Raw genomic sequence first — 23,189 nt, 5'->3', positions numbered from 1 at the left:
GTTTTCTAGTGAACACATCTCTTATCCCAGATAAGTTCGGGATTTTTCCATTCAGTGGAGCCTTCACCGCCGACGAGTTCAGGGCATTTTTTGCCTGGTGCTCAGCACAGGCTGTAAGTGACGTGGACCTGGTCGGTGGCTCTCCAGTTTCTGTTAGTCGTTATGGTCGGCGTGAGAGAGTCTCCGACACCGTACTGCCGAATACCATGCTCGGCAATATGCTTGATGACCTGCTGGGACCAGAAGTGCGCCCTAGAGTGCAGGGAGGTAAACCGTCGGACAGAGCCATCCAGATCGACGGAGACATGCACGGGCGTCATGGCCTGAAGCGGGGTGAACGCGTGCGACTGCGCGCACACATTATTCAGGGAACCTCTGCCCGGGAAGAAAAGGCATTATCCGTCACTCTGCGCGTTATCCCACATATCATTCCCGACTTTCTGAAGATGGGTATAGAGCCTGTACTGGCAGCCTCCATGTTGCCAAAAACAGGGCTGGGTCTCATCTGCGGCGAAACAGGTTCCGGAAAATCAACGCTTCAGGCGGCGTTGTATCGACACTGTCAGAACACTCAACCTGACCGCAAGATAGTGACCTACGAAGATCCGGTTGAGTACATTCTTGGCCGTCCCGATGACCTTCTGCCACCACATCAGGCTCAGGTAGGCCGTGACGTGGCAAGTTTTGCCGATGGGCTTCGCTCCGCCATGCGCCGTAACCCGGAGGTCATCGGTATCGGGGAGATCCGCGATACTGAAACAGCAGAAGCCGCTGTTCAGGCCGGGGAAAGCGGGCACATGACTATCGGGACTCTGCACTCTAAGTCGCCAGGTGAAACCCTGAACCGATTACTTGGTTTGTTCCCGCCTCAAATTCGAGATGCGCGTGCGTGGGAGCTGCTTGGTATGTTGCGTTTCATCGCAGTCCAGGTACTTGTCAAAACGACTGACGGCAAACGTCGTGCCCTTCGGGAATACATCGTATTCGACGATGACTTACGCGATGCGCTTCAGAATATTCCTTCAGAAAAGTGGCCGGCGCACATCGACACCATTCTAAGGATGGAAAAGCGGCGTATTGTCGATCAAGTGCGGGAAGGTTTCGTAACAGGGGACATAGACAGAGATGAAGCAGCGCTCTATCTGTCAGGTAAGGAACTCACGCAATGAAACGAGAAGGATTCTGGCGTTATGCCACTCCGCCGGTCAGCTTTTTTGGTATTCCGCTGCCGTTCCTGCTGCTGTATCTGATCTGGTTTCGCTGGCCATCCATGAACACGCTGTATATCTGTTCCGCCATTCTGGGATTCTTTGTTGCACTGAATTTCTTTGGCTGGAGTGTACGTGCCATCTGCCTGCGCGTGATTAGTACCTTCAGGGGAAAGATTGCCTCCGGTCGCCCCTGGTGGTACCGACACTTCATCGAAACGCCGCGAGACTGGACCGGTCTCTGAGCCCAGTCTGACACGCCAGTTCTCCACAGCGCTTACGCGCTTCCCCCTCTATATCTTCCAGGATTGTGACCATGCAAAAAAGTCACCGTATATGGCTTGCCGTACCTCACGAAGAGAAGGACGACGCCATCAATGCCCATCCGCGTTTGGATAATGGCCAGAAAGCACTTGAATGGGACAATGAACACCGGCTCTGGTATGCCCGACCAGGTGCCGACCTGAACAAGTTCGAACGATGGATGCCCCGACCACACGAACTGTCGATGAATGCAGAAGACCCGGTAACAGAGTTTGCACAAAAACTCGAAGAAGCAGGGCTGATGGTTAAAGGGCTGCCCGTGATGGATGGCAGCCTTCAGCGTGTACCGACGAAACAGGACAGGAAGGGTTCCAAAAGCGGAGCTTACAAAGCATACCTGGACGGGCGCCCTGCCGGATGGTATCGCGATTATCGCAGCGCCGACGCTAAACCAACGCAGTGGGTGTTTTCAGGTGGTGGCGAGATGGACCCGCTTGCGCGCCTACATCTCCGTGCTCATGCCCAGCAAACCCGTGAAGACAATGCACGTGCTCTTGAGCTGCAGTATAACCGTCAGGCGGAATATGCAGCCCGATACGTTGACCGGTACCCGCAGGCTACAACAAACACCTATCTGACCCGCAAGGGAGTAGAGGCCGCTCCGGGTATAAGAATCAACGAAAAACAAGAGCTTGTTATCCCCTTCAGCAACGCGCATGGCGACATTCGTTCTTACCAGCGTATTCCACTTACCGGTGGGAAAGACGCCCGGATCCTTAAAGACAGTGAGAAAACAGGTAACTGGTTTGCTCTCGGGACCCCGCAGAACGGCAAGCCGCTGTTGTTTGCTGAAGGATATGCCACAGCAGCCTCCATACATGAGGCATCAGGCCTGCCGGTACTGATGACTATTGATGCGGGAAACATGATTGCCGTTGGTCAGAACGCCCGTGCCGTCTGGCCAGACAGTCAATTTATCTTCTGCGCTGACAACGACCATCAATTAAAAAACCCGCAGACTGGTGAGCCAGAGAATAAGGGCATCCTAAGTGCCACCAAGGCCGCCGAACTGACGAACGGAGAGGTAATAGCACCAGCATTTACACCGACGGAGCTTGAACAAAACCTTACTGACTTCAACGATTTAATCCTCAGCAGAGGAAAAGACCTCGCCAGGCATCTCATCAATGTTCAGCTTCACGCTATGGGGATAGAAACCCCATTCAACACAAACTCACAAACCCGTAACGCCTTTGTAGAGGGCGGTCTCGTCTTCACCCCTGTTCAGGAAACTGCTATGGATAATCATGAATCTCCGGATATCGCACATATATCCGATAATGACATCGCCCGTGAACATACCGTCAGTGAGTTGGCCGAGGCCACTGCAGCAGAAAAACCAGCGACGGAGGCACCAGTGCAGCCTCCAGAAAACCAGGCGTCACATAAAGCCGGGCGTGAAACGATAACTTTGTTTCATGGTTCACCTGCAGCCTTCAGTGCCATTGATTCTGAAAAAATAGGATTAGGTCAAAACCTCGTGGGGAGAGGTTTTTATACTGATACGTCTGTTTTAGGCGTGCACTATGTAATGGAGGAAATAAATCATAAGGACTATCACGTATATGAATTAGAGATCCCTTCTGAGTCTGTTGTTTTAGACCGTTGGGATAATTCCACATTAACAGAAGAACTGCGGGCACGAATCAGAGAAGCTGGAAATTCGGGGCATCAGCAACTCAATGAAAACGAGAGCATTTCTCGCTCCGAGCTTGGAAATAAACTCGCTGACAGCAAGGCGATAGATGACACCTTTCTTAACTTCGCCAGCAGCCCTCAGGGGATGAGCATTCTGAAAGAAGCAGGAATTGATGCATTAAAAGACAATAGTTATGTCGCTATTATCAATACGGATTTAATTGATAATATTCGTTTGCGCTCAGCAGGTGGAAATATAAAAGCAGAAATGACGCAATATATAGACAAGGCATTAAGTAACGTTGCTCAGGATGCATCAAGATTGTCAAATATATTGCAAAAGGAACAGAATCTTTCAATACATTATGAAGCCATCCGTTCTGAACTAATAAATCTTACAGTGGCTCAAAACCGGCCCGAAGAAGCTGAAAGGTTGACAGCTCTACTTACACATACATTCGTTAAAACTATTGATAGTCCCCCTGATAGAAAAACAAATATTACCCCCTTAAACCGACTATATGCGGAGGCAATAAGAAGCCTTGACCTGAATCACGATGATAGCGCTGCGCAACTGGGTCGCATTATTGATAGTGCTGTTGTAAACATAAACCCTGACCAGAAATTCGTTGCTGAACCCAATAAACCAGAGCCGGCAATTCCTGCCAACGAACAGAATCCCGCGCCGACTGAGCCGGAACAACCTCAACCTGCAGATGTACGCGATGAGCCATCCCCCATGCCCCCAATAGAATCTGACGTTTTAATTCCTGATACGCAGAGCAACCCGGATGGGACGCTCGTGACATCTCCCGATGATATCGGTCAGAGTAGCCAGAGCGTCGCCGAAGCAGGATCGTATGCACCGTTACCTGACCTGGATGATTATGCAGACATACGCGCGCAAATGGACGACCCACAGTTTGGTGAATGGATGCACAGTCAGTCTGACGACTTACCCCATAAGCCTGCACAGGAACAATTTACAGCCCAGGAACTGCAGGAAACGGATGAACAGGCTGTAAAACCTGAGGCTGCATTGCATGATAAAAACGCTGAGCCCACGGCGCCGGTCTCGTCTGAATTACCAATCCCTCCACAGTCCCCCGGAGCACCATTAACCGGGAAAAAACAGGAACAGGCACAGACAGCCAACGCAGATGCAGACATGCCAGAACTGAATCCAAACCCGACGAAAACTGCAGAGAATGAGGTGAATGAAGCGGATGGGCTTGTCTATGGGCCGCGAAGACCGGAACCGCTGCAGCGGGAAGATCTGGATAAAATCATCAAAGCCTTGTCAACAGAAGAGCAGCGCGACAACACGGTGCTCTACCGCCTCGACGGAGAAGATGCCTTTCGCGATCTCGGCAACCGCCTCGAAATGTGTAACGGTGCAAGTCAGGACAAACGAAGGGTACTCGCCGCGCTGGCGGTTGCATCCCGCTTTTACGGCGGCGTGGTGGAGCTAACCGGCAGTATGGAGTTTAAAGAGCAGGCTATGCGGCTCATTATCGAAAATGACCTCGATATCCGCATGAAGTTGCCTGCACAGCGCGCTCAACTTGAGGCACTTCGGCAACAGATGGGGACGACCAGTGATTCAATCACAACGCATATACCTACGCCAGATCTGAATCGGCAGACACCATCACCTGATGCCGCACCACCACAGTCATCGGCAACAGCCGCACCCGAAGCTGCTTCCTCTAACGCGCCAGACACACCAACACCCCCTGCATCACCGAACCCGGTATCACAGGCACAAGAACCCGGCGCGCCTCAGCCGGCGTTTTCATCCTCTACTGAGGCTATTACTGAGGCTGTCGCGTCAAAGGCTGCCGACAGTATCCGGGTCCCGGAAATGCCCGCTGAACCAGCGCCCTCCGCACTGAAGCCAGGGCAAAGCATCACGGCGGTATTGAAAAACTTTGGCGAGGCGACCTACGAAAATAAAGAGAAAAAGGGTGGGAGCTTCTTTATCGAGCTACAGAACCGTGGAGGGAGTCATACCTACTGGGGACAGGATTTAAGAAAACTTATCGAAAACCACAAAACCGGTGATGTGGTTACACTGACGCTTAACTCCCGTGACAGCTGGCATGTACCAGGAGAGGAAAATGAACGCGTAAAGAATAACTGGTCATTGACATCCGCCTCGACGGGCCTTGCCGTGGCACACGATCGGCCAGAGCAGGGGCAACCCCTGCAAGTTTTTCCGGTCGATACGTTTGGCCGTCTCACTCAGCAAATCCGTCAGGCCTGGCCCGAGTACACCACAGACCTGAAGTTGCCACCTCGCCTGGAAGAACGTCAGTTTTATCTGGGTGAAGACAGGCACCCGGTGAAGTCACCGGTAGCTGCAGCAAGCATTTTGCCACCATCCACAGACGCCCCAGACAGGTTGATACCCGTTATGGCCTCCATGGACACACAGTCAAACCAGTTAGACCTGCTGCTTGTACAGTCAGCGGGGGAACACCTACAGGGTATGGTGCGACTGGATGGCACACTGTATCCGGCACTTGCCACACCAACTACCGACAATAGTCAGTTGGTTATCAATGCCATCACCGACGACGGCCCCCGCTTTGCGGGTTACGGGCAGGCGGTGAATTTCGAACCCGACGGCACCACCCGTGCCGCTCCCCAGCTGATGAAGTTCCACCTGAAAGGTCGGGAAGAAGATACACCACTTCCTGCCCGACTCTACACACCGGAAAAACAGGCAGACACCCTGTTCCAGCGTCTGGGTTTTGAACAGACCTGGAAACAATGGGATGACGCACGAAAGCCGGAGGGCAGACAGGAAAAGGCGCTTCATCAGGAACACTCCCACAGCCCCGGCCGCTAAGCCGATAAGGAGAGAGAATGCGATATCACATGCTTAAAGCCGGACTCCTGTCCGGCTTCATGCTTTTTTCTACCACCGCTACGGCGGCGACCTGCCGAGCAGGAAGTGCCGCTGAAGCGGGTAGTCAGGCTGGTTATGAGCGAGCCAGGGCGGCCGCAACAGCCTGGGAACAGCGCGAAAGCAATGTCTCATCCTCCCTGCAGTCCTGTCTGTCCCGTATCAAGAGCGTCAAAGTGAGCCTGCCGCAATTCCCCGGGCTCGATGACATCATTTCTCAACTGGAAAATAAGGTCTGCGAAGCTGCCCTTGATAAGGTCAACGAACAGATTCCAGACAACATCGATCCCTGGAAAAACTTCAACTCCTGAAACCTATGACAAAACTGACTCAACCGGCCCCCCCTGCAAAGGGGCGGGCCACCTCCCCTGCGGAGGATCCGCTGAACGACGCCGTGAAAATGATGATCACGGCAGAAAAACGCCAGAAAATGGCACCGGAGCTTATGAAAAGTAATCTCCGACTGGGGACTGGCCTGCTTATCAGCATAATCCTCAACGCCGGTTTAACCTGGGCTCTGATACAACAGCCACGAGATTACTTTGCCACCGACAGCGGACGCCTGGTTCGCCTGGCTCCCACATCCGAACCGGCATGGAGCCAGGACGATGCAATCGCCTTTGGCAGCAAGGCGCTGATGCGGGCCTTTAACCTGGACTTCGTTCACTATCGTGAGCAGGTATCTTCTACGGCCTCGCTATTCTCTGAAGAAGGGCACGCCAGTTACATCCAGGCGCTCACTAACTCCAATATCTATGATGCCCTGAAGCGTGAACGTATGAACCTTACCGGCTCCGTTGGGGCTAGTGTCGTCATCCGGCGTGGACGCTTGTCTGATGGAACCTGGTTCTGGACTATGCAATATCCGGTACGTCTGCGTCTGGTTGGTCAGACAACCAGCAAGCCCGAACAACCTTTTGTTTTCGAAATCACCATCCAGCGCGTAGATCCACGACAGAAACCTGTCGGGATGGAAATCCGCCAGATGATCTCACGCAACGCCCCCCGCAACCTCTGAGGCTCCCGCCATGAAACTTCGTTATCTCATGACCGCGCTACTGCTGTGTGGTCCGGCTCTCGCAGTCGCTGCTGACAATACTGGCTGGCAGAACGCCAGGACACCTGGCGCAACAAGTGCAGCTCCAGCCCAGCAAGGTGCTGAACCACATACAACGGACGTACCCGCAACCCGGATTAGTGGGGAGTTACCGGCACCAGGACAAAGCTCACCGCTGGTAGACGAAGCGGCAAGCATGGACTCGCCTCTGTCAGCGGATGAGATACGCGAACTGCGTCTGCGACTGACAGACAACGAGCGGTCGGTAAATGCTCCAATGATAAGCGTGGTTCCGCGCATCAGTTCGTTAACCCTTAATCTTTCACCAGGAGCCAGTATCCCGTTGGTACGTACGGCCATGAACAACCAGAGCGTCGTTACCCTGACAGACATCAGTGGTGCGCCGTGGCCACAGTCGGATCCGCCAATTAATGCCAGTCCGAAAAATTTTGATGTGAAGTTCAATGCTGGTAGCAACATGCTGACTATCACCCCACTGCGTCCGTGGGCGGCAGGGAACATATCCGTCTATCTTAAAGGACTCGATGTACCGGTCATGATTAACGTGACAAGTGGTGAGACAGACACCCGTACAGCCAGCCAGGAGATCGACAGCCGACTGGATTTACGCGTCCCACGCCTGGGTCCCGGCACCATGGCCCCAGGCGCGCCAGTCGATAAAATCGCACTCCATAGTGCCACTTTGCAGGCCTTTCTGGATGGCACTCCACCAGAAGATGCCCACCGCCTCAAATTCCAGGGCAACGTTCCTGACACTGTTATATGGCAAAGCGGTGATGATCTGATGGTCCGTTCCCGGGCAATGCTTCGCGATGAGTTTGAACAGACACTCTCTTCAGCGGACGGCACACATCTCTGGAAACTCCCCCTCACCCCGTTACTGACCTTCTCAGTGAACGGGAAATCCGTTCACGTCACGCCGGAGCTTCAGTAATGAGCGCAGAACAGGATGCCGGAAATAACGGCAAAAAACTTATTTCAATAATCGGATTTGGAGCCCTGGTTTTACTAACTGCCGGTTACTGGTTAGTGTCATGGCTGGCACATGACCCTTCAGGAAAGGATTCTGCCGTCAATCTTAACGGCACTGCCTCAAGTGCCGTAACCACCACAACAGAAAGCCCGCGATACCGTGAGCTACTGAAAGCCTCAAACGACTTAGGTGCGCAAGAAGCCGCACGGACTGATTCATCTTTTATCGCCAGCCTCCCGGTAGGCCTTGAAGTCACGGACCCCCCGCCTGATAAGCCGCCGGTAACAAAGCCGGCATCACAAGATCCGCCATCTCCACAGTCGGGAAAATCGTCACGACGCACGGAAAACACGGCAGGAGAAGAGCAGGCAAACGAGAAGCGCCAGGCTCAACTCCAGAAACTGCTCACGAGAATCAGTGCCGCGCAGGCGGGCGGTGACGCACCGGTTCTGGCCACTGCACTGGCCAGCGTTACGCGGACTTCACCAGAGTCTGGTGCTGGCCGCCAGGCAGAATCCACAGCTAAAACAGAAAGCGCACAGGTCTTCATCCCTGCACTCACTCGTGCGTCCGGTTATATGGAGACTGCCGTGGATTCGGATAACCCCAACTCAGAGGTGGTTGCGGTCATACCTGCAGGGCCGCTGGCTGGCGCCAGACTCCATAGCCCTTCAGTAAAACTTGCCGGAAATGGACTCGATATCAAATTCACCAGTATGAGCTGGAAAGGAATGGAACTGAACGTAAAAGCAAGCGCACAGAGCGAGAAAAACCTGATGTCTTCAATAGCTTCCGATGTCAACCATCGATGGGGGACACACATCGTTCTACCAGCTGTATTAGGTGGTCTTGGAGATCTGGGGGGGCTGTACAAGGATGCTAATACTCAAGTCATGCAGTCCAGCGTCGGAACAGTCACCGGACGCGTAGGGAAACCTGACGGCAGCACAGTAGCTGGCGTAATGGTCGGTGGCACAGCACAGACAGGTGCGGAAGTCATCAAACAGGAGATGGCCCGCGAGCCGTTCCGCCAGGTAACAGTTAAGCAGAAAGAGGTTATCTCCATTCTCTTCGTTGAATCAGTAACTTCAGACGACATTATCAGTAATAAGAAGGCCGCACTCTCCGCTGCCAGTACATCAGCACCAACACCTGTTGCAGCAGAGCAGCAAACTGAATCCCGCCTGCAGGAAGCTATAGCGCGCCGCCAGGCTGAAATCCGTCGTCAATATGGCGACACCGTACCCGTGAGGAACAATGATGAATCAGCAAATTGACATACCTGAAGAAGATACGCTGGAAAACGAGGATGATTTTGGCGCGCCAGACCCCCGTCAGAAACCACCTTTATGGAAACGGGAGCTGCTGTTTGGCTATTCTCTACCGTGGCTTCTCGGGATAACTCTTCTGGCAGTGGCCAGCCTCTGGTATCTGTTCGGTCCGTCACTGTCATTTACAAATAACACACCGTCTGAAAGCAGCTTCAGTGAGGTTGAAAGTACGCTCGACGGTGCACCGCAAAATGCAGTTGAGACTATCCAGCACACGAGGGCTTCGATCCCCGTAGCGCAGCCAGCGACACAAATTGCACCTCCGATGCTCCAGGGCGATACGGCGAGCATGATGACGGATATTCGTGACGAGCTGAACGACCGTGATCGAAAGATAAATGACTCTATGACGTCACTGAAAGACAGCGTCACCCGTCTGTCTGATGCTATCAAGAGGGATGAGGCATACGCGGTAGAAACGCGTGCCCAGCTTAATGACCTGATACAAAAGCTGGCAGTACTGGAAGCCCGGGCAAGCGTCACTGATACCTCAAAACCCGCTTCCAGGTCCCAAAAACGGCAGGTAGCCAGTGCTATTTCAGGCATGAAAATCATGTCACTGGAGTCGGGAATGGCCTGGATTAAATGGCAGGGCAGTACCTGGTCCGTCCGGGAGGGGGATACGCTGGGTAAAGTCACTATTCGTCAGATTGATCCCGCCACACGCTCTGTGGTGACAACAGGAGGAACCCTGCGCTAATGGCACTGGATGCCATTACGCTAATAGAGAACCTGGCTTCGGGCATCTTCACCGCTGGACTGGATTTACTGTTCAGTTGGTCTGAGATGATTGGTTTTTTTGGCCTCATCGCCCTACTGGTCCGGCAACGTTCCAGTCGTGGTCCCTTATCCCCGGGCAGGTTCGCTATTGGCCTTTTTTCCTGCGCCGCACTGGTATCCCTTCCCTCCATAATTAATGCCAGTGGTGCTCAGCTTGGTTTTGGCGCTACATCCTTTGATGCAATCGCTTATGTGCAGCCCGCCACCTACGGCGTTGCTGCAGGGGCCGCTAACGCCGTGCTTTCCCTGGTTCGGCTCGCAGGTGTGGGATTTGTCTATGCAGCACTAGATATGTTTCGACGTTCAGAACTTGAAGGGCATACCGCGCTCAGTTCAAGCGAAAGCATTCGTGCCGCGACCGTAAAACTGATGGCCGGAACCGCGATGGTCTTTTCACCTCAGCTCATCGATGCCGCGCTCGCCACCTTCGGACTCGCTTTTTAACACCATTCGTTTTTTTATAACCCAAGGAGACACCATGTCACTTTTCCGTGCTATTTCCGCGCGTATTTATGCCGTTGTTATTTTCTGTCAGCTGACCATGATGAAGTGCCGTGAGCGAATGATTCAGGGGTTGTGTGCCCTGGCCACGTTCCTGTTACCCGGCATGGCCTTCGCCGAAGGCGATCTTGCTGACATGCTTAGCAGCGCCGCTGCCGGTGCTAAAAGTGGTAAAACTTCTGGCCTGGAAATTGCCCAGGCGATCGGAGTATTCATCTTCATCGGTTCCCTGCTGGCTTTCAAAAAAGTTGGTACCAACCCGCAGATCACCGTGGGCCGCTGCTGTGCAGGTCTGGCTATTGGCGGTCTGCTGGCCGTTGTCCCTGAAGTTATGAGTCGTACCCAGAAACAGCTTGGTACCAGCTCCGTCAATATCAGCTAAGCACAGGAAAGGGTCGGTGTTTACCGACCCTTTCAGGAGAAAACGATGAGTAATAAGAAAAAGACACCTGACCTTCGGTGGCTACATTCACTTCCAGTACCTGATGTTGTCCATACCACAGCCCCCCAGCTTCCTGCCCCTGTGAGCGTTTCAGGGGGACGCTGCTATTGCTGCGGTGCTGATATGAAACATCTGTTTATGTTACCGGAATCCCTGCCCTTAACCCGACTTGCGGAAGAAGCACATGATGCAAAGGCCAGACTCGTCAGAGCGAAAGATACGCTGGCTCAGCTGGCGTCCCGCCCCACGCCACAGGTACCGGCTGAATACGAAAAACATACTCGTGCACTGAAAGCCGCACAAACCGGGATGCAGCACGCATCACTTGCAGCCCGCCGCCTTGCCCTGCGCCAGATTCCCACCGCGCTTCTGACCGATACCGGTTTACTGTCTGATACTGAATATGCTGAGTTCGAACGGCTCACGCAGCCGTTTAATCTCTGTTTTATCTGCCACGCCTGGCATGCCCTCAACGGGTTTGCTGCTGCTCAGGGGGTAATGGTCTGGTTACCGGATCTGCATCCACGTAATGTCGTCGCCCTGAACCGAAAAGCGCTGCAGGCCGTCTTCAGCAACATTCCTTACAAAATTCGGGAGGGTCGCCGGGTGCTGTCGGAATTGACCCGGCATCGATTGCCTCTGGAAGAACGTTTCGGAGGGTGGCGGCCTGCTGATTATGCCGATGCGCTTAAACGCTTCCCGCCAGTCATTCGCGATGACATGCGACAGAAAATGAATGGAGTGGCGTTGATCCTTACACCGGATTCAGTAACGGACAGTGACGTGCTGTCAGAAATCCCGCAGAAAAAAATAGTATCGGCGCTGCCCACTGGCACCACTGTCACACAAAACTGAAGCGCACCTCGTCACACAGATGCGCCATCGAGCCCATCAATACACGCCATCCTGGTGGAGTCTTCACTGCTATGAATATCAACCGCCTTGTCTTCGCCATTGAAGACGTTATGAACACCTTTTCCCGTTTCACCATCTCTGCTGACTTTGTCGACTATTGCGACATTCGCACTGTGATCGGACTGGACAAACACGACCTGGAACTCAGACCCTGGCTGGAAGCACCTTATATTGGCGTAACCCATCATGGTTATTACCTCTCTGTATTTGAAATTTCCGGGGCATTGCGTGAACTATCAGAAACCGCCTCAGCCGACCATCCGGATGCGTTTGAAGGAATGATCGCGCACCTCACATCCACACTCAGTACGACCTGGAAAAATACCGGCCATAAGTTGGCCTTCATTTTTGAACGAGATCCGGAAAAAGGGCGTGACGAAGTCAGCACCATGATCGCCCCACAAAAACGCTCAATTCAGCACATCGGCATCCAGTTGGATGACCTGCTCAATGAAAAGGTAAACGTAATTTCACCTTGGCTTGTCCGTGAGCGATGCTGGCTTGCCGTCTGGAGTTCACCGACACTGGTGAGCCATCAGGAAAGAGCAGATTTCAATACCACCGTTCGGGCTATCCAGGATAAAGCGCCGGTCGCGCGCTTTGGACAGGAGCCCTGGCGCTGGCAAATGTCTGGTCTGAAGATCAGGCATGACAGCTTTATCTCTACTCTTGAAAAAGCACTCGTACGCGGCGGAGACGGCTTACTTGTCCGCCTGCTAGACGTGCCTGAGTTCTGTAACGAAATCAGACGTGAAACAGCACGTAACAGCACATCGGCAGCATGGCGCCCGGCACTGCCGGGGAAAGCCGCACCCTCGGGTACGCTTCAGGATGATGACGCCACGGCTCTGCTTGCTCCCTTCCTGAATTTTCAGGTTTTTGGTTGTACACCAAAAACTGAAGGTAATCTTGTGTTTGCAGAGGGACTATGGCATGGCATGGTAGCCATAACTCTGCCTCCTCAGAACCCCAGCCCCTTCAATGAACTGGTTAAACTGGTTCCACGTGCCGTTCCCTGGCGTATTCGGATCGATATAATGCCGGGTGGGATGAAGGCGCTGGGCTGGAAAAAGAATATTTCATCATTTGGACAATTTATTCCCTCCATTCGTCCTCTTTACGACGCTTTTACGCAGTTGGCTGAAACGGATGAACGAGATCCAGTTTGTGTGATGACCATTGTGGCTTCCACCTGGGGGCGTACCCGTGAAATATGCACCCGTAATCAGATGCTGCTTGAATCAGCTATGCAGGGATGGGGAGTCTGTAACACGACCACAACCTTCGGTGATCCACGTCGGGGATGGGTAAACAGCATGCTGGCAGCGTCAGCAGGTTCAGGCCCCGTCCCGCTTTATCCGCCACTATCCCATGCGCTTTCTATGCTGCCCTTCAACCGACCAGGTTCCGTCTGGCGCGGGGAAGGTAATTTGATGCTGCACACTGAAGACGGCTGCGCCTGGGAAGTTGGGCTGGGTTCTTCACGACAGAACAAGCACACCGAACTTGCACCAGGTGACTCAGGTCTTGGTAAGTCGGTACTGATTAATACCCTGACGGAAATACAGGTATCTTCCGCCCAAGTTTCACTTCCCTATGTGGCGCATATCGATAAAGGGTTCAGCGCTATGGGGTTCATCCAGCTGATTCGTGACAGTCTGCCGGAGGAGCGAAAGGACGAAGCCGTCGGTATTATTCTCAGCAACGACCCGTCTAAGTCGCGCAATGTTTTCGATATCCTGTACGGTGCCCATAAGCCAGTAACGCCGGAGAAGCAATTTATCGCGTCCATGTTGATGGCCTTCTGTATAGAACCGGATAAAGGGACGCCTCCTAACCCGACCGATACCCGGCAGATAGTGAACCGCCTGATTGATCTGGCGTTCGACATGCGCAGCGGTATTGAGCCAAACATGTTCCGGTCAAACGTAGAGCCAGAAGTGGATGAGGCACTGGAGTCATCCGGGTTGAGAGATGAGCACGATCAGGAATGGTGGACTGCGACGCCATGGTATGAAGTACGTGATCTCCTCCATGAGCGCGGGCAGTTATCCGCGGCTCAACGGGCGCACTATCAGGCAGTACCCGAACTCGCTGATATGCCAGCGCTACTACGCAGTGAGGCAATTCAGGAGAGTTTTGGCAGAGTACAGCGTGACGGTTCACAGGAGCCACTGCTGGAATACATTGAGCGTTGCATGATTCAGGCTCGTCAGGACTATCCGATGATGGCCAGTCGGACTCGTTTCGCGCTGAACCCGAACACACGCATTATTGCCGTAGACTTAAACAACGTCGCCGGCGATAAGACTCCGGCAGGCAGACTGAAAACCGGCATAATGTTCCTCTTTGCTGGCCACATAACAGCTGGTGATTTTACGCTTCCTCAGTATCAGGAAGAGATAGTGAAAACGGTGCCGGAAGCCTATCTCCCGGGCATTATGCGGCGTATCAACCAACTCGACAGCGAAATGAAAACCAAAATCTACGACGAGTTACACAACGTCAAGGGCATTGATTTCATCTTCGAAGCGCTGGACACGCAGGACAGGGAACAGCGTAAGTTTGGCATCCGCACGGTGTTAAGTACCCAGTTCCTTACCGACTACCCGAAAAGCCTGCTCGATTCTGCCAACACCCTCTGGCTGCTGCGCTACCGCCAGGAAGACATCCCTCTTTTACGGGACAGTTTTAAGATCCCCGAACACAATCTCCATGCTTTCCTGCGTATGCCAGCCGGTCCTGCTGCAGACGGTAGTGGAGTACCGATGCTGTGTATGATGCGCACGACCCAGGGCACGCTGGCGCGGATTGTCCGGTTTACGCTCGGACCGCTGGAGCTGTGGTCGCTTAACTCAGACAAAAAAGACGGTGCGCTACGCAAAAATCTCTCCGCGACGATCGGCACTGCCCGTGCCCGTCAGTTGCTGGCAGATAAGTTCCCACGTGGGTCTGCAAAAAAACTCATTGAGTACAGAGAGCGTAACAGTGGCGTCCGTGGTGATAAGGGTGTCATCGAACTGATGGCGGACGAAATGATTAACGAACTGGGGTATGACCTGTGATGTGTTCCATCCACCTGACGCCACGCTGCCGTCGCCCGGCAAAGGGACAGGTCAGACTTTCACGCCTGATGATCGATGTTGACGGCGTGGAGTTTGTTCTACCATCTCGTCACTTTCGTACAGACAGTGCAGTGAACTCTCGTGCTGTATACGCTACTGATCGTCGGGCTCCACAAGAAGCCTGTGGCGTTCTTCTTACGATCAAAGATCGTCCTCGCCAGTTGGTTACTACGGCCATATGGCAGGTAAAAGAGCCAGGCGAACAGGTGCGAGAATCGCGTCATGTGGTCCAGTGGCTGTTACCTGAGGATATAAGGACGGTGTTAAGTGATGATACCTGGTTATGGCCGGAGGGGGCAGAGACCCCACAACTCAGCCCAGGAGACTGGCCGGTACTGGATATTACCCCTTCAACTCACTCACGGATCGCTCGTCGTGGGTTGACTATCATAGACACCCGCAGCCGGGAAGGACGTATCAGCAGACGCTTTCAGACCTTCCCTCTGGTAGCCCTCGCCCCCGACCCACAGTCAGCTCGCCTTCCCAACGTATTTACCCCGCTCAACTAAATGGAGAATTTCATGATACAACGCCATCTCCCCGCGCTGGCGCTTGCCATCGCGTCCAGCCTTCCCACAGTTGCCAGTGCTTTAACAGTCAACGTGAACTCCAGTGTTCCGATAACTACTCAGGTTCTGCCTGAGATGGCCACCATCCAGGCAACGCTGGTCGAAATACTACAGATGCAGCAGGCCACCGGTACAGCAATCACACAGAATGCTGACAAGCTCGGTGCGCTGATTAATCAGGATGGACAGGCCACCCGTCAGCAAATGATTTTCAATAATGAAACCCAGCGGCTGGAAGAAGCTCGACAGAGTTTTTCGGTACCGGATTCGGTCTGCAGTGATTCAGCCTCCGGCGTTGCTGCACAAAGTAAAAGTGCGTCAGGTAGTACTGCATCAAAACTCTCTTCCGGCAAAGGCGTTTCCAGCTCAGCGGTGCGTAAGAGGATTTCCACTGCATCAGAAGAGCAGGCCCGCGACGCTTATGACGGTGCGAACGTGCATGCAGCGTACTGCACAGCAGCAGAATATGAGCGTTTTGGTGGGACGGGGATCTGCCCAGCCGTCAGCAAAATGCCCGGTGGTGACAGCCAAGTACGCTCGATCTATGGTGGAGCAGGACCGGAAGGGACGGCACCAGCACTGTCCTGGACACAGGAACAGACCGACGCCGCAATGGCCTACATGAAAAACACATCGCGCCCTTCGGCCGGTCGCACGCCCGGTAAAGGTGAAGTCAACACCGTAACCGGACGGACGTATGTAGGATTGCTCAACGAGTACAACGGTATCACCGATGCCGCCTCTGAACCTCAGCTCTCGCTGATTGCCGACAGTAAGCCTAGTGAAACCACCCGTGATGCCCTGAAAGAAGCACTGCAGTCCCCTTCCGCAGCGCAGTATTTTGATGATGTGGCTTCACCGGAGGCGAAAGCGAAAGGCTACATGAGCCAGCGAGAATTTGAATCCTTTGAGGCCGGACGTCGATATGCCAATACAGCCTATCTCTCTGACCTGCAGCAAATGAACGGAGATAACCTTATGCGCGAACTCATCCGAACCACGGCGCAGATGAACTGGCAACTTAATGACATTAAAGAGTTGATACGCAAAGGGAACGTTATCGACGGCCAGTTGCTCGCTGCCTTTGCCCGTCAGTCCTATGCCCCACGACTAAAACAACTCGAATCAGCCATGAACCAGGGAGCGGCCAAATGACATCTGAAAAAATAGTCTCACGAAAAAAAAGCCTCACCGGGCGTATCACCATCGGATTGCTTAGCATCTTTCTACCTGTGCAGGAAACGAAGTGGTTTCTACGATCAGCTCAACACATGACATCACGCAATCTGGAGCGAATGCGTGATGCCTTTCCTGAGCTTAACACCGACGACAAACTGCCTGCTTCTCCTGATTGGGAAAAAGCCGTTGAGGAATCCGGCTGTACTACCGAACAGCTGGATAAGGGGTATGTTAGCCAGCGCCGGCGCTGGCGATTTCTGTTCTGGCTTATGATTATACTCGTTCCGCTTGCACCACTGACAACATTCATCATCGGTGGGAGTATCACTGCACACCAGATCAGCACCTGTGTGGTGCTGTTTTCCGGCGCTGGCGTGGCGTGGTCAAAAGCGCTAATCGTAACCTATCGACTGTGGCAGTTACGCAACCGGCGTGTGAGTCTTGCTGAAGGAGGCACCTTTCAGCATTTCAGGACGGAAACACATGCCTTACGAGATTCCATTCTCGGAAAATAACGGCCCTCTTCTGCCCCAACCGCCATCCCGGCATTCATGTTTTATCCGGAGTTACCGTGAAAAATCTCATTCGTGCGCTTTGTGCAGGGCTGCTTATACCTGCTATCCCGGCACGCGCCGGTGTCACTTACGATGATATAGTCTCTGCTGCGACCAATGCCCAGGACCTTTCCCGACAGGCTCTGGTCACTATCTTCGGCGACGTGGTGCTAGACCCTCTCGCCGCCGGTAATACCACGATGATCGGGAATCTGTTTGCTCTCTTTAACGGAATTATTGCCGTCCTTGCCGTCGTCTGGTTTGTAATTATTGGCTTAAAGTACATCAACAAAACGGGGCATCAGGGCAAGGTATTCAGTGGAGATCGCGATATCACCAGTACGCTGAGTACAGTCTCAGGATTCTTGATGATTATTCCGACAGCCAATGGCTGGAGTATGTCACAACTCATCATCCTCTGGGGCGCATCGATTATGGGGGTAGGTTCTGCCAACCTGATGGTGTCCAAAGCAGCAAGTGATATTGCCAGCGGCTACTCCCTGACTGTGCAGCCCACACAGGCCTCAACCCGTACTTCTGCACGTGGCATTTTTGAGATGCAGCTGTGTAAATACGCCATCAATACAGCACTAGACGATTACAGCAGCACTGCCAATTCCACCACAGCAAAAATGATGGAGATATCCAGTTCGTCTGGAGGGAATTATACCTACCGGGTCACTAATGGCAGTGGAGTGTGTGGCACAGCAACAATTCCGGAACAACAGAAATCAGGCTCCTCGTCTGGCTCTGGGAGCTTCTTTAATCCCTTCAGTAATAGCGACACACGTGAAGTCGTGGACGCACAAAACAAAGCGATGGAAGCAATGATTCAGGATATGGATAGCGCTGCCAGCGAGTTTGTTACAGGATTTATGAATAAGCGAACGACCGGAAACGGCACACTCCCGGATATAGAAACCCGCATTCAACGCGCTGCCAGCAACTATGAACAAACAGTACAGCGTGCGCTGCCGGCACAGAGTGAGCAAAATGGCATTCAGGATGCTGTCAGGAATTACCTCGATACATACGGCTGGGCGGCTCTCGGCGCTTGGTATCAAACTTTCGCAACGGCCAACCAACGCCTAACTGAAGTTGCCAGTCGCGCGCCGGCGACCAGTGGGATGTCCTCTTTAGGGGAAATTGGCAGCGGTGATCTTTTCAGCGCGTTAATGAGTGCCTATCGAACTCAGTTGCAAAACTCCAGTTATGTTCCTCCTGCAGGCACAACAACATCGAAAAATGAGTTAAACGCATCAGAGGGTAATGATCCAAATAGCATACTCATGAACTCCATTTCCCCATTTTTCGTAAGTTTAACAAGCAATATTGCAACAAATTATAGTGGAACTGGTACTACAACAGGACAAGTAAACCCTTTAGTTAAGATGAAAAATGTTGGGGATTACACTCTTGTTGCAGCTGAAGGTACTTTGACAGCTTACACCATCCTACGTGCTGTGGTTGCAGGGGGGGAATCATCGCTTCTTGGAAAAGTTGTCAATATGACAGGTGCAATTAGTGCTGTAGATAAAGGGCTTGATGCCATTTCCCCAGCAGTTTACTTCTTGTTATTACTTATGTTTAGCGCTGGATTTACACTTTCAATTTACTTGCCATTTATTCCGTTTATCTACTGGATGACTGGTATTGGTAACTGGATAGTAAGTGTTTTGGTGGGTTGTGCAGCTGGGCCTCTGTGGGGGGCCACACATCTGGGTACGTCTCAGGACCGAGGTAGTCGAGCAGCATATGGTTACATCTACTTTATCGATACCATGATTCGTCCCTCACTCATGGTTTTTGGATTTTTCTTTGCTTCCGTTGCTATTGTTGCGACCGGAACTATCCTTCATGCACTTTTTGGCGCAGCTCTGGTCAATGTTCAAGCAAACTCGTTGACAGGGTTATTCAGCATGGCCGGTTTTTTAATGATTTATGCTCGGATTTGCACAACTCTTGTATCTAGCATATTCGCTTTGCAGGCCTATTTACCTGACTACGTCATTTCCTTCCTTGGTGGTCGGGATGCAGCCAATACCCTTGGAAGTATGGCTGGCTCAGTGAAAGATATGTTTGTAGCCGGTGGGAGAAATATACGGCATACACCTGGAGTTAATACTAAGGGAATGAATGGTCCTGGTGAAAATAATAATGATGGAATAAAAAGCTAATGAGTGGACATCTATACAGTGTCGCTATAATATAGATAACAAAACATAAGGAGGGTTGACTATGAAAGATAGATTCCCTAAGTGGTGGGTTTTATACTCTGTAGCAAAATCATTATTTTTGAAGTTCGGCATTATCTCATTCGTGCTGATCTTCTTGCTTTGCTCACTTTCTATCTCAATGGATGAGTTTGTTCGCGCGGAGGCGTATCTATACGCATTAGCGAGTTGCTTTCTGTTAGTCGCTCCATTTGCTATCAATTATGCTATAGCCAATAATCGCAAAAAAAAGATCCTTGCTGTTATTGAGAAAATCAAGGATACAGGGCACTTCAAGCCGGACATCAACTCAGAAGGCTGGCTCTTCTGGCAAAGTACCTATCTGGGTTTCGACTTCCAGCAAGGAACGTTTTTGTACATCAGAATCTATCCTGGCAACGTTATGGATGTCATTGGTTTCGATGCTTACAGCCTAACCCGTACAGAGGTTGAAGACTCAAAGCTGCGCCTGTTCACAAAGTTCACATCGTTGCCGATGATTCTTATTGATACCGGCGCTGCATCCAGTATTGCTAACCATTTGCACGCAATGAACAATAAAGGATACAGCTATAACTTTAACTTCAATGATGTCGTGAATAAAAAACGTGCCGAGATCGAAGCTCTGACAGGACTACCAGTTCCCGTTCTTGCCTAAAACACATCTACTCCCCTCCAATAAATAGCCGGTTTAATTACCGGCTATTTTTATTAACGAAGATCATTGCCCTGAAAATTCACTCTAAAACAGACAATGATAATTAAAACCACAATCTGACTCCTTATTGATTATTACTCAAATAAAGGGGATCCATATCAGATCCACAATAATTTAATTTTTAACCAATCAATATATTTTCACCTTCCGTTTTCATCAGTAAACACGCCTACAGACTTTAGATAAGTCCATGCGTTGTTGCCCTTTTTTATTTAGTTAGTCTTCATCTTGGGAGTTTATCCATGACATCCGCTCGCGTGGGATCGAATGACCCGCTTGAATTTCTCGGCGCCCTCGCCATCCTGGGCATTATGGTTCTGCTTGTCGCTTGGCTGTACTTGCCCGAGTTTGTGTATTGGTCATGTTTCATTTTGCATATCCTGTGGGGTATGGCTGACTTTGGACCATTCCATACCTGGGCCGCACCGCGCTATAACCTGTTGGCCGTCACCGCCAACAATGCCCAATACATCACGTACGATCAGTGGATCAACGTGATGGAGCAAACTACAGGGATCTTGATGATATTCCTCATTCCCCTGTCCACCGCTTCCCTGTGGAGCTGGTTACACCATCCAGCCCGCAACTGGCAAACTCGGCGGGTACTCGACATAAGTACATTGCCGTTCGCCATGGAAGCTATTTCTCCTGCAATTTCCCCCATCCTTAGTGAGGGAGATGCCAGTCGTCTCTTGTTGGATAAACGTCGCCCGGAAAGACGTCCGGCACAAACCCCGGAAGGTTTCGTAGAAGAACATCAACTCATCAGTAACATGCAGCTCGATGTTGCCCGCTGCCGGGCTGTTTTCATGGCGCAGCTGGGACGTCCGCTGAATGGATGGAAAAGCCTTGCGCCGCATGAAAAAACTCTGTTCGCAATATTCGGCCTTCAGTTTTTCCTGGACGATCGCCCGGCAGCAAAAGCGCTGATGGATGAACTGAACCGTTCCTGCCGTCTCAAAAGTCGCCGTGATAAGGGGAAATTCTCAGTACCAGTCTATGCGCTGGCCAGAACTGCCTTTAAGCGTGTCATCCAGAGCGAAGGCGCGAAAAAGTGGTTGCATGAGCACCGCTACGTCAGAAGTGGCATGGTCTGGCTGTACGCACATGATTTACGGCTGACACCGCCTAACTGGTTATGGCTCAAGGGAGTGGATCGTCCCCTCTTCTATGCCCTGCACCGGGCAAACACCACCAAAGGATTTATTGAAGGAGCAGGTATCGTCGCCGTCGCCCGCACCGAAAGTGAGGCTATACGACTTGGCCTGCCCTGCCCGCAAGCCTGCGTCGATGAAGCCATTGAGGGACTGCGCATCGATATGCTGTCCTTGGGGCTAATCTGGGACGAACCTCAGCCAGACCGAGACCGCAAGCGCCGCATCCGGACCAACTGGTCACTGACGGAAGATGTTATCACTCGCCCGGGAGGCGACGACGCTCCCATCTTCTGAAAATCCGAACATATCTAACGCGAATTAACATACCGTCTACTGGAGTCTCCTTATGTCACAGAAAAGCACCTACACCACCTTTCGTTGTAACGATTTCATTTACGACACAATTGTGGTTTTACATCAAAGCGGAGAAGGCGATCCTCAGGCCCTGCTCATATTCCGCGAACCACAGCGTATGGCCATTCATGATAAAAAACTCATTGCCTTTTATGAGCTTTCAAAAGAAGCCGTGACACTTCTTGATGACCCGATGCACGATGCGGTAGAAGTATTCAACACCATTGCACTGCAACTCAAAACTCAGAGTAAGGCGGTGATAAAACGGCGAATTAAAGCCCTTGCCCTGTTTGTTGGCGGTGCGTTGATTGCGTCCTCGTTATGGTTCATGGGTACAAGCAACCATACCTCACTTAATTTCAGTAGCACAGAACTGACAATACCTGAAGAGCCTGTCCCTGTTCAGCCACGACAGTCTGCCGCTATTCAGGGACAACCTAAAATGACGGTTCTCCCGCCGACTGACAATACAGTCAGCCACGTTGCACAGGCTGAATCCGCCAATATGCAGAATATTATGAAGGAAAGCCATGAATCCTTACCGGCCTCTCCTGCTGAAGCATTGCAGACGGCAGCAACACCGGTAACTCCCCCTACGCCAGTAACAACAGAAGCGACGGAACAGTCAGCCCGACAGAAGATGGTAGCCATACTGAAGCGCAGCGCCGATCGGGGTCTGTTCACCATCCCACTCTCAAACGGACATGAACGTACGCTGTATGCATTCCTCGATCCAACCTGTGCGGTTTGCAAAAGCATGGAACCAGCAATCGAACAGCTGGCACAAAATTACAACGTGGTCATTTTCCCTGTATCTGTAGTCAATGACGGTGGCGATGCCGTAGATAAAATCGTTCCGGTATTGTGCGAGAAAGACCTGACTGCCCGTGCTTTAGCATGGAGCGACCTTTTTCGCCCGGACGCAGGCATGCAGGTTCCTGGACAGGCGACCTCTCAACAGGTGAGTTCAGACTGTTCCGTGTCGGCTCAAGCCGTAGTGGCCGTAAACGATACAGGCTTCCGCGCATTTGGTTTCTCAGGTACACCGACAGTGCTGACTGACACAGGCATTCGTCTGGCAACAGGCATGCTGGCCGCACCTGATAAAATCGCTCACTTCATGAAAATTACCGATCCAATGACACAAGAACAGGTCGACCGTTTTGTGAGTTCCCTTAGCATCCAGGAGTAACCCTTGACTGCTCCCAGCCCTGAAGAA

The 23,189-nt window shown here is 52.1% G+C and carries 19 protein-coding genes; all 19 read left to right on the top strand.

What is annotated here, in order from left to right:
• Window positions 1–8 precede the first annotated feature (8 nt).
• Window positions 9–1,169, top strand: coding sequence for a plasmid transfer ATPase TraJ (traJ, locus tag JQN59_RS26170; RefSeq protein ID WP_048227634.1), 1,161 nt, complete (start codon window positions 9–11; stop codon window positions 1,167–1,169).
• Window positions 1,166–1,453, top strand: coding sequence for a hypothetical protein (locus JQN59_RS26165; RefSeq protein WP_048227635.1), 288 nt, complete (start codon window positions 1,166–1,168; stop codon window positions 1,451–1,453). Before traJ ends, JQN59_RS26165 begins: the two co-directional genes overlap by 4 nt.
• Window positions 1,454–1,524: 71 nt before the next feature.
• Window positions 1,525–6,024 (top strand): LPD7 domain-containing protein, encoded by a 4,500-nt coding sequence (locus JQN59_RS26160; protein ID WP_099530106.1) that lies wholly within the window; start codon window positions 1,525–1,527, stop codon window positions 6,022–6,024.
• A gap of 17 nt (window positions 6,025–6,041) precedes the next feature.
• Entirely contained in the window at window positions 6,042–6,392 is a 351-nt protein-coding gene (locus tag JQN59_RS26155) for a hypothetical protein (protein WP_048227636.1), read from the top strand.
• A 5-nt stretch (window positions 6,393–6,397) separates the two neighbouring features.
• A complete protein-coding gene (locus tag JQN59_RS26150) occupies window positions 6,398–7,099 on the top strand; it encodes a DotI/IcmL/TraM family protein (protein ID WP_204528233.1) in 702 nt (233 codons plus the stop codon).
• Between the two features lie 10 nt (window positions 7,100–7,109).
• Window positions 7,110–8,093, top strand: a complete 984-nt coding sequence (locus JQN59_RS26145) for a DotH/IcmK family type IV secretion protein (protein WP_048227638.1) — start codon at window positions 7,110–7,112, stop codon at window positions 8,091–8,093.
• On the top strand, window positions 8,093–9,409 hold the full coding sequence (gene traO / locus JQN59_RS26140; protein ID WP_099530109.1) for a conjugal transfer protein TraO: 1,317 nt from the start codon (window positions 8,093–8,095) through the stop codon (window positions 9,407–9,409). The genes JQN59_RS26145 and traO overlap by 1 nt, the downstream gene beginning before the upstream one ends.
• Entirely contained in the window at window positions 9,390–10,163 is a 774-nt protein-coding gene (gene traP, locus JQN59_RS26135; RefSeq protein ID WP_129719564.1) for a conjugal transfer protein TraP, read from the top strand. The genes traO and traP overlap by 20 nt, the downstream gene beginning before the upstream one ends.
• Window positions 10,163–10,687: a conjugal transfer protein TraQ gene (traQ, locus tag JQN59_RS26130; RefSeq protein ID WP_048227641.1), complete on the top strand. Its 525-nt coding sequence runs from the start codon at window positions 10,163–10,165 to the stop codon at window positions 10,685–10,687. The genes traP and traQ overlap by 1 nt, the downstream gene beginning before the upstream one ends.
• 34 nt (window positions 10,688–10,721) lie before the next feature.
• On the top strand, window positions 10,722–11,126 hold the full coding sequence (locus JQN59_RS26125) for a DUF6750 family protein (protein WP_048227642.1): 405 nt from the start codon (window positions 10,722–10,724) through the stop codon (window positions 11,124–11,126).
• Between the two features lie 183 nt (window positions 11,127–11,309).
• Window positions 11,310–12,041 carry a hypothetical protein gene (locus tag JQN59_RS26120; protein ID WP_069325142.1) on the top strand — a complete coding sequence of 244 codons (732 nt, stop codon included), beginning with the start codon at window positions 11,310–11,312 and terminating at the stop codon, window positions 12,039–12,041.
• A 71-nt stretch (window positions 12,042–12,112) separates the two neighbouring features.
• Window positions 12,113–15,166 (top strand): conjugal transfer protein, encoded by a 3,054-nt coding sequence (locus tag JQN59_RS26115; protein WP_048227643.1) that lies wholly within the window; start codon window positions 12,113–12,115, stop codon window positions 15,164–15,166.
• The gene (locus JQN59_RS26110) at window positions 15,163–15,735 is read left to right on the top strand and encodes a conjugal transfer protein TraV (protein ID WP_161556285.1); all 573 of its coding nucleotides are present in this window, start codon (window positions 15,163–15,165) and stop codon (window positions 15,733–15,735) included. Before JQN59_RS26115 ends, JQN59_RS26110 begins: the two co-directional genes overlap by 4 nt.
• Before the next feature lie 12 nt (window positions 15,736–15,747).
• Window positions 15,748–16,950: a conjugal transfer protein TraW gene (traW, locus tag JQN59_RS26105; RefSeq protein ID WP_099530111.1), complete on the top strand. Its 1,203-nt coding sequence runs from the start codon at window positions 15,748–15,750 to the stop codon at window positions 16,948–16,950.
• Window positions 16,947–17,489, top strand: a complete 543-nt coding sequence (gene traX, locus JQN59_RS26100; protein WP_145996427.1) for a conjugal transfer protein TraX — start codon at window positions 16,947–16,949, stop codon at window positions 17,487–17,489. The genes traW and traX overlap by 4 nt, the downstream gene beginning before the upstream one ends.
• Before the next feature lie 56 nt (window positions 17,490–17,545).
• Entirely contained in the window at window positions 17,546–19,705 is a 2,160-nt protein-coding gene (locus JQN59_RS26095) for a DotA/TraY family protein (protein WP_099530113.1), read from the top strand.
• A 61-nt stretch (window positions 19,706–19,766) separates the two neighbouring features.
• The gene (excA, locus tag JQN59_RS26090; protein WP_087879562.1) at window positions 19,767–20,399 is read left to right on the top strand and encodes a plasmid IncI1-type surface exclusion protein ExcA; all 633 of its coding nucleotides are present in this window, start codon (window positions 19,767–19,769) and stop codon (window positions 20,397–20,399) included.
• A gap of 302 nt (window positions 20,400–20,701) precedes the next feature.
• Entirely contained in the window at window positions 20,702–21,910 is a 1,209-nt protein-coding gene (locus JQN59_RS26085) for a secretion/conjugation apparatus DotM-related subunit (protein WP_048227648.1), read from the top strand.
• Between the two features lie 52 nt (window positions 21,911–21,962).
• Window positions 21,963–23,162, top strand: a complete 1,200-nt coding sequence (locus tag JQN59_RS26080; RefSeq protein ID WP_099530116.1) for a thioredoxin fold domain-containing protein — start codon at window positions 21,963–21,965, stop codon at window positions 23,160–23,162.
• The last annotated feature ends 27 nt before the right edge of the window (window positions 23,163–23,189 follow it).

This window comes from Citrobacter sp. B72, from assembly GCF_016894305.1.
Taxonomy (GTDB): domain Bacteria; phylum Pseudomonadota; class Gammaproteobacteria; order Enterobacterales; family Enterobacteriaceae; genus Citrobacter; species Citrobacter portucalensis.
The sequence above is the reverse complement of the archived record's forward strand: the minus strand, read 5'-3'. Positions and strand labels throughout refer to the sequence as shown.

Excerpts from the sequence above, each read along its gene's own strand:
- traP (WP_129719564.1), top strand. The coding sequence starts at position 9,390 with ATGATGAATCAGCAAATTGACATACCTGAAGAAGATACGCTGGAAAAC.
- excA (WP_087879562.1), top strand. The coding sequence starts at position 19,767 with ATGAAAGATAGATTCCCTAAGTGGTGGGTTTTATACTCTGTAGCAAAA.
- JQN59_RS26080 (WP_099530116.1), top strand. The coding sequence starts at position 21,963 with ATGTCACAGAAAAGCACCTACACCACCTTTCGTTGTAACGATTTCATT.
- JQN59_RS26125 (WP_048227642.1), top strand. The coding sequence starts at position 10,722 with ATGTCACTTTTCCGTGCTATTTCCGCGCGTATTTATGCCGTTGTTATT.
- JQN59_RS26150 (WP_204528233.1), top strand. The coding sequence starts at position 6,398 with ATGACAAAACTGACTCAACCGGCCCCCCCTGCAAAGGGGCGGGCCACC.
- traX (WP_145996427.1), top strand. The coding sequence starts at position 16,947 with ATGACATCTGAAAAAATAGTCTCACGAAAAAAAAGCCTCACCGGGCGT.
- traQ (WP_048227641.1), top strand. The coding sequence starts at position 10,163 with ATGGCACTGGATGCCATTACGCTAATAGAGAACCTGGCTTCGGGCATC.
- JQN59_RS26115 (WP_048227643.1), top strand. The coding sequence starts at position 12,113 with ATGAATATCAACCGCCTTGTCTTCGCCATTGAAGACGTTATGAACACC.
- JQN59_RS26160 (WP_099530106.1), top strand. The coding sequence starts at position 1,525 with ATGCAAAAAAGTCACCGTATATGGCTTGCCGTACCTCACGAAGAGAAG.
- JQN59_RS26085 (WP_048227648.1), top strand. The coding sequence starts at position 20,702 with ATGACATCCGCTCGCGTGGGATCGAATGACCCGCTTGAATTTCTCGGC.
- JQN59_RS26145 (WP_048227638.1), top strand. The coding sequence starts at position 7,110 with ATGAAACTTCGTTATCTCATGACCGCGCTACTGCTGTGTGGTCCGGCT.
- JQN59_RS26120 (WP_069325142.1), top strand. The coding sequence starts at position 11,310 with ATGAAACATCTGTTTATGTTACCGGAATCCCTGCCCTTAACCCGACTT.
- JQN59_RS26155 (WP_048227636.1), top strand. The coding sequence starts at position 6,042 with ATGCGATATCACATGCTTAAAGCCGGACTCCTGTCCGGCTTCATGCTT.
- JQN59_RS26165 (WP_048227635.1), top strand. The coding sequence starts at position 1,166 with ATGAAACGAGAAGGATTCTGGCGTTATGCCACTCCGCCGGTCAGCTTT.
- traW (WP_099530111.1), top strand. The coding sequence starts at position 15,748 with ATGATACAACGCCATCTCCCCGCGCTGGCGCTTGCCATCGCGTCCAGC.
- traO (WP_099530109.1), top strand. The coding sequence starts at position 8,093 with ATGAGCGCAGAACAGGATGCCGGAAATAACGGCAAAAAACTTATTTCA.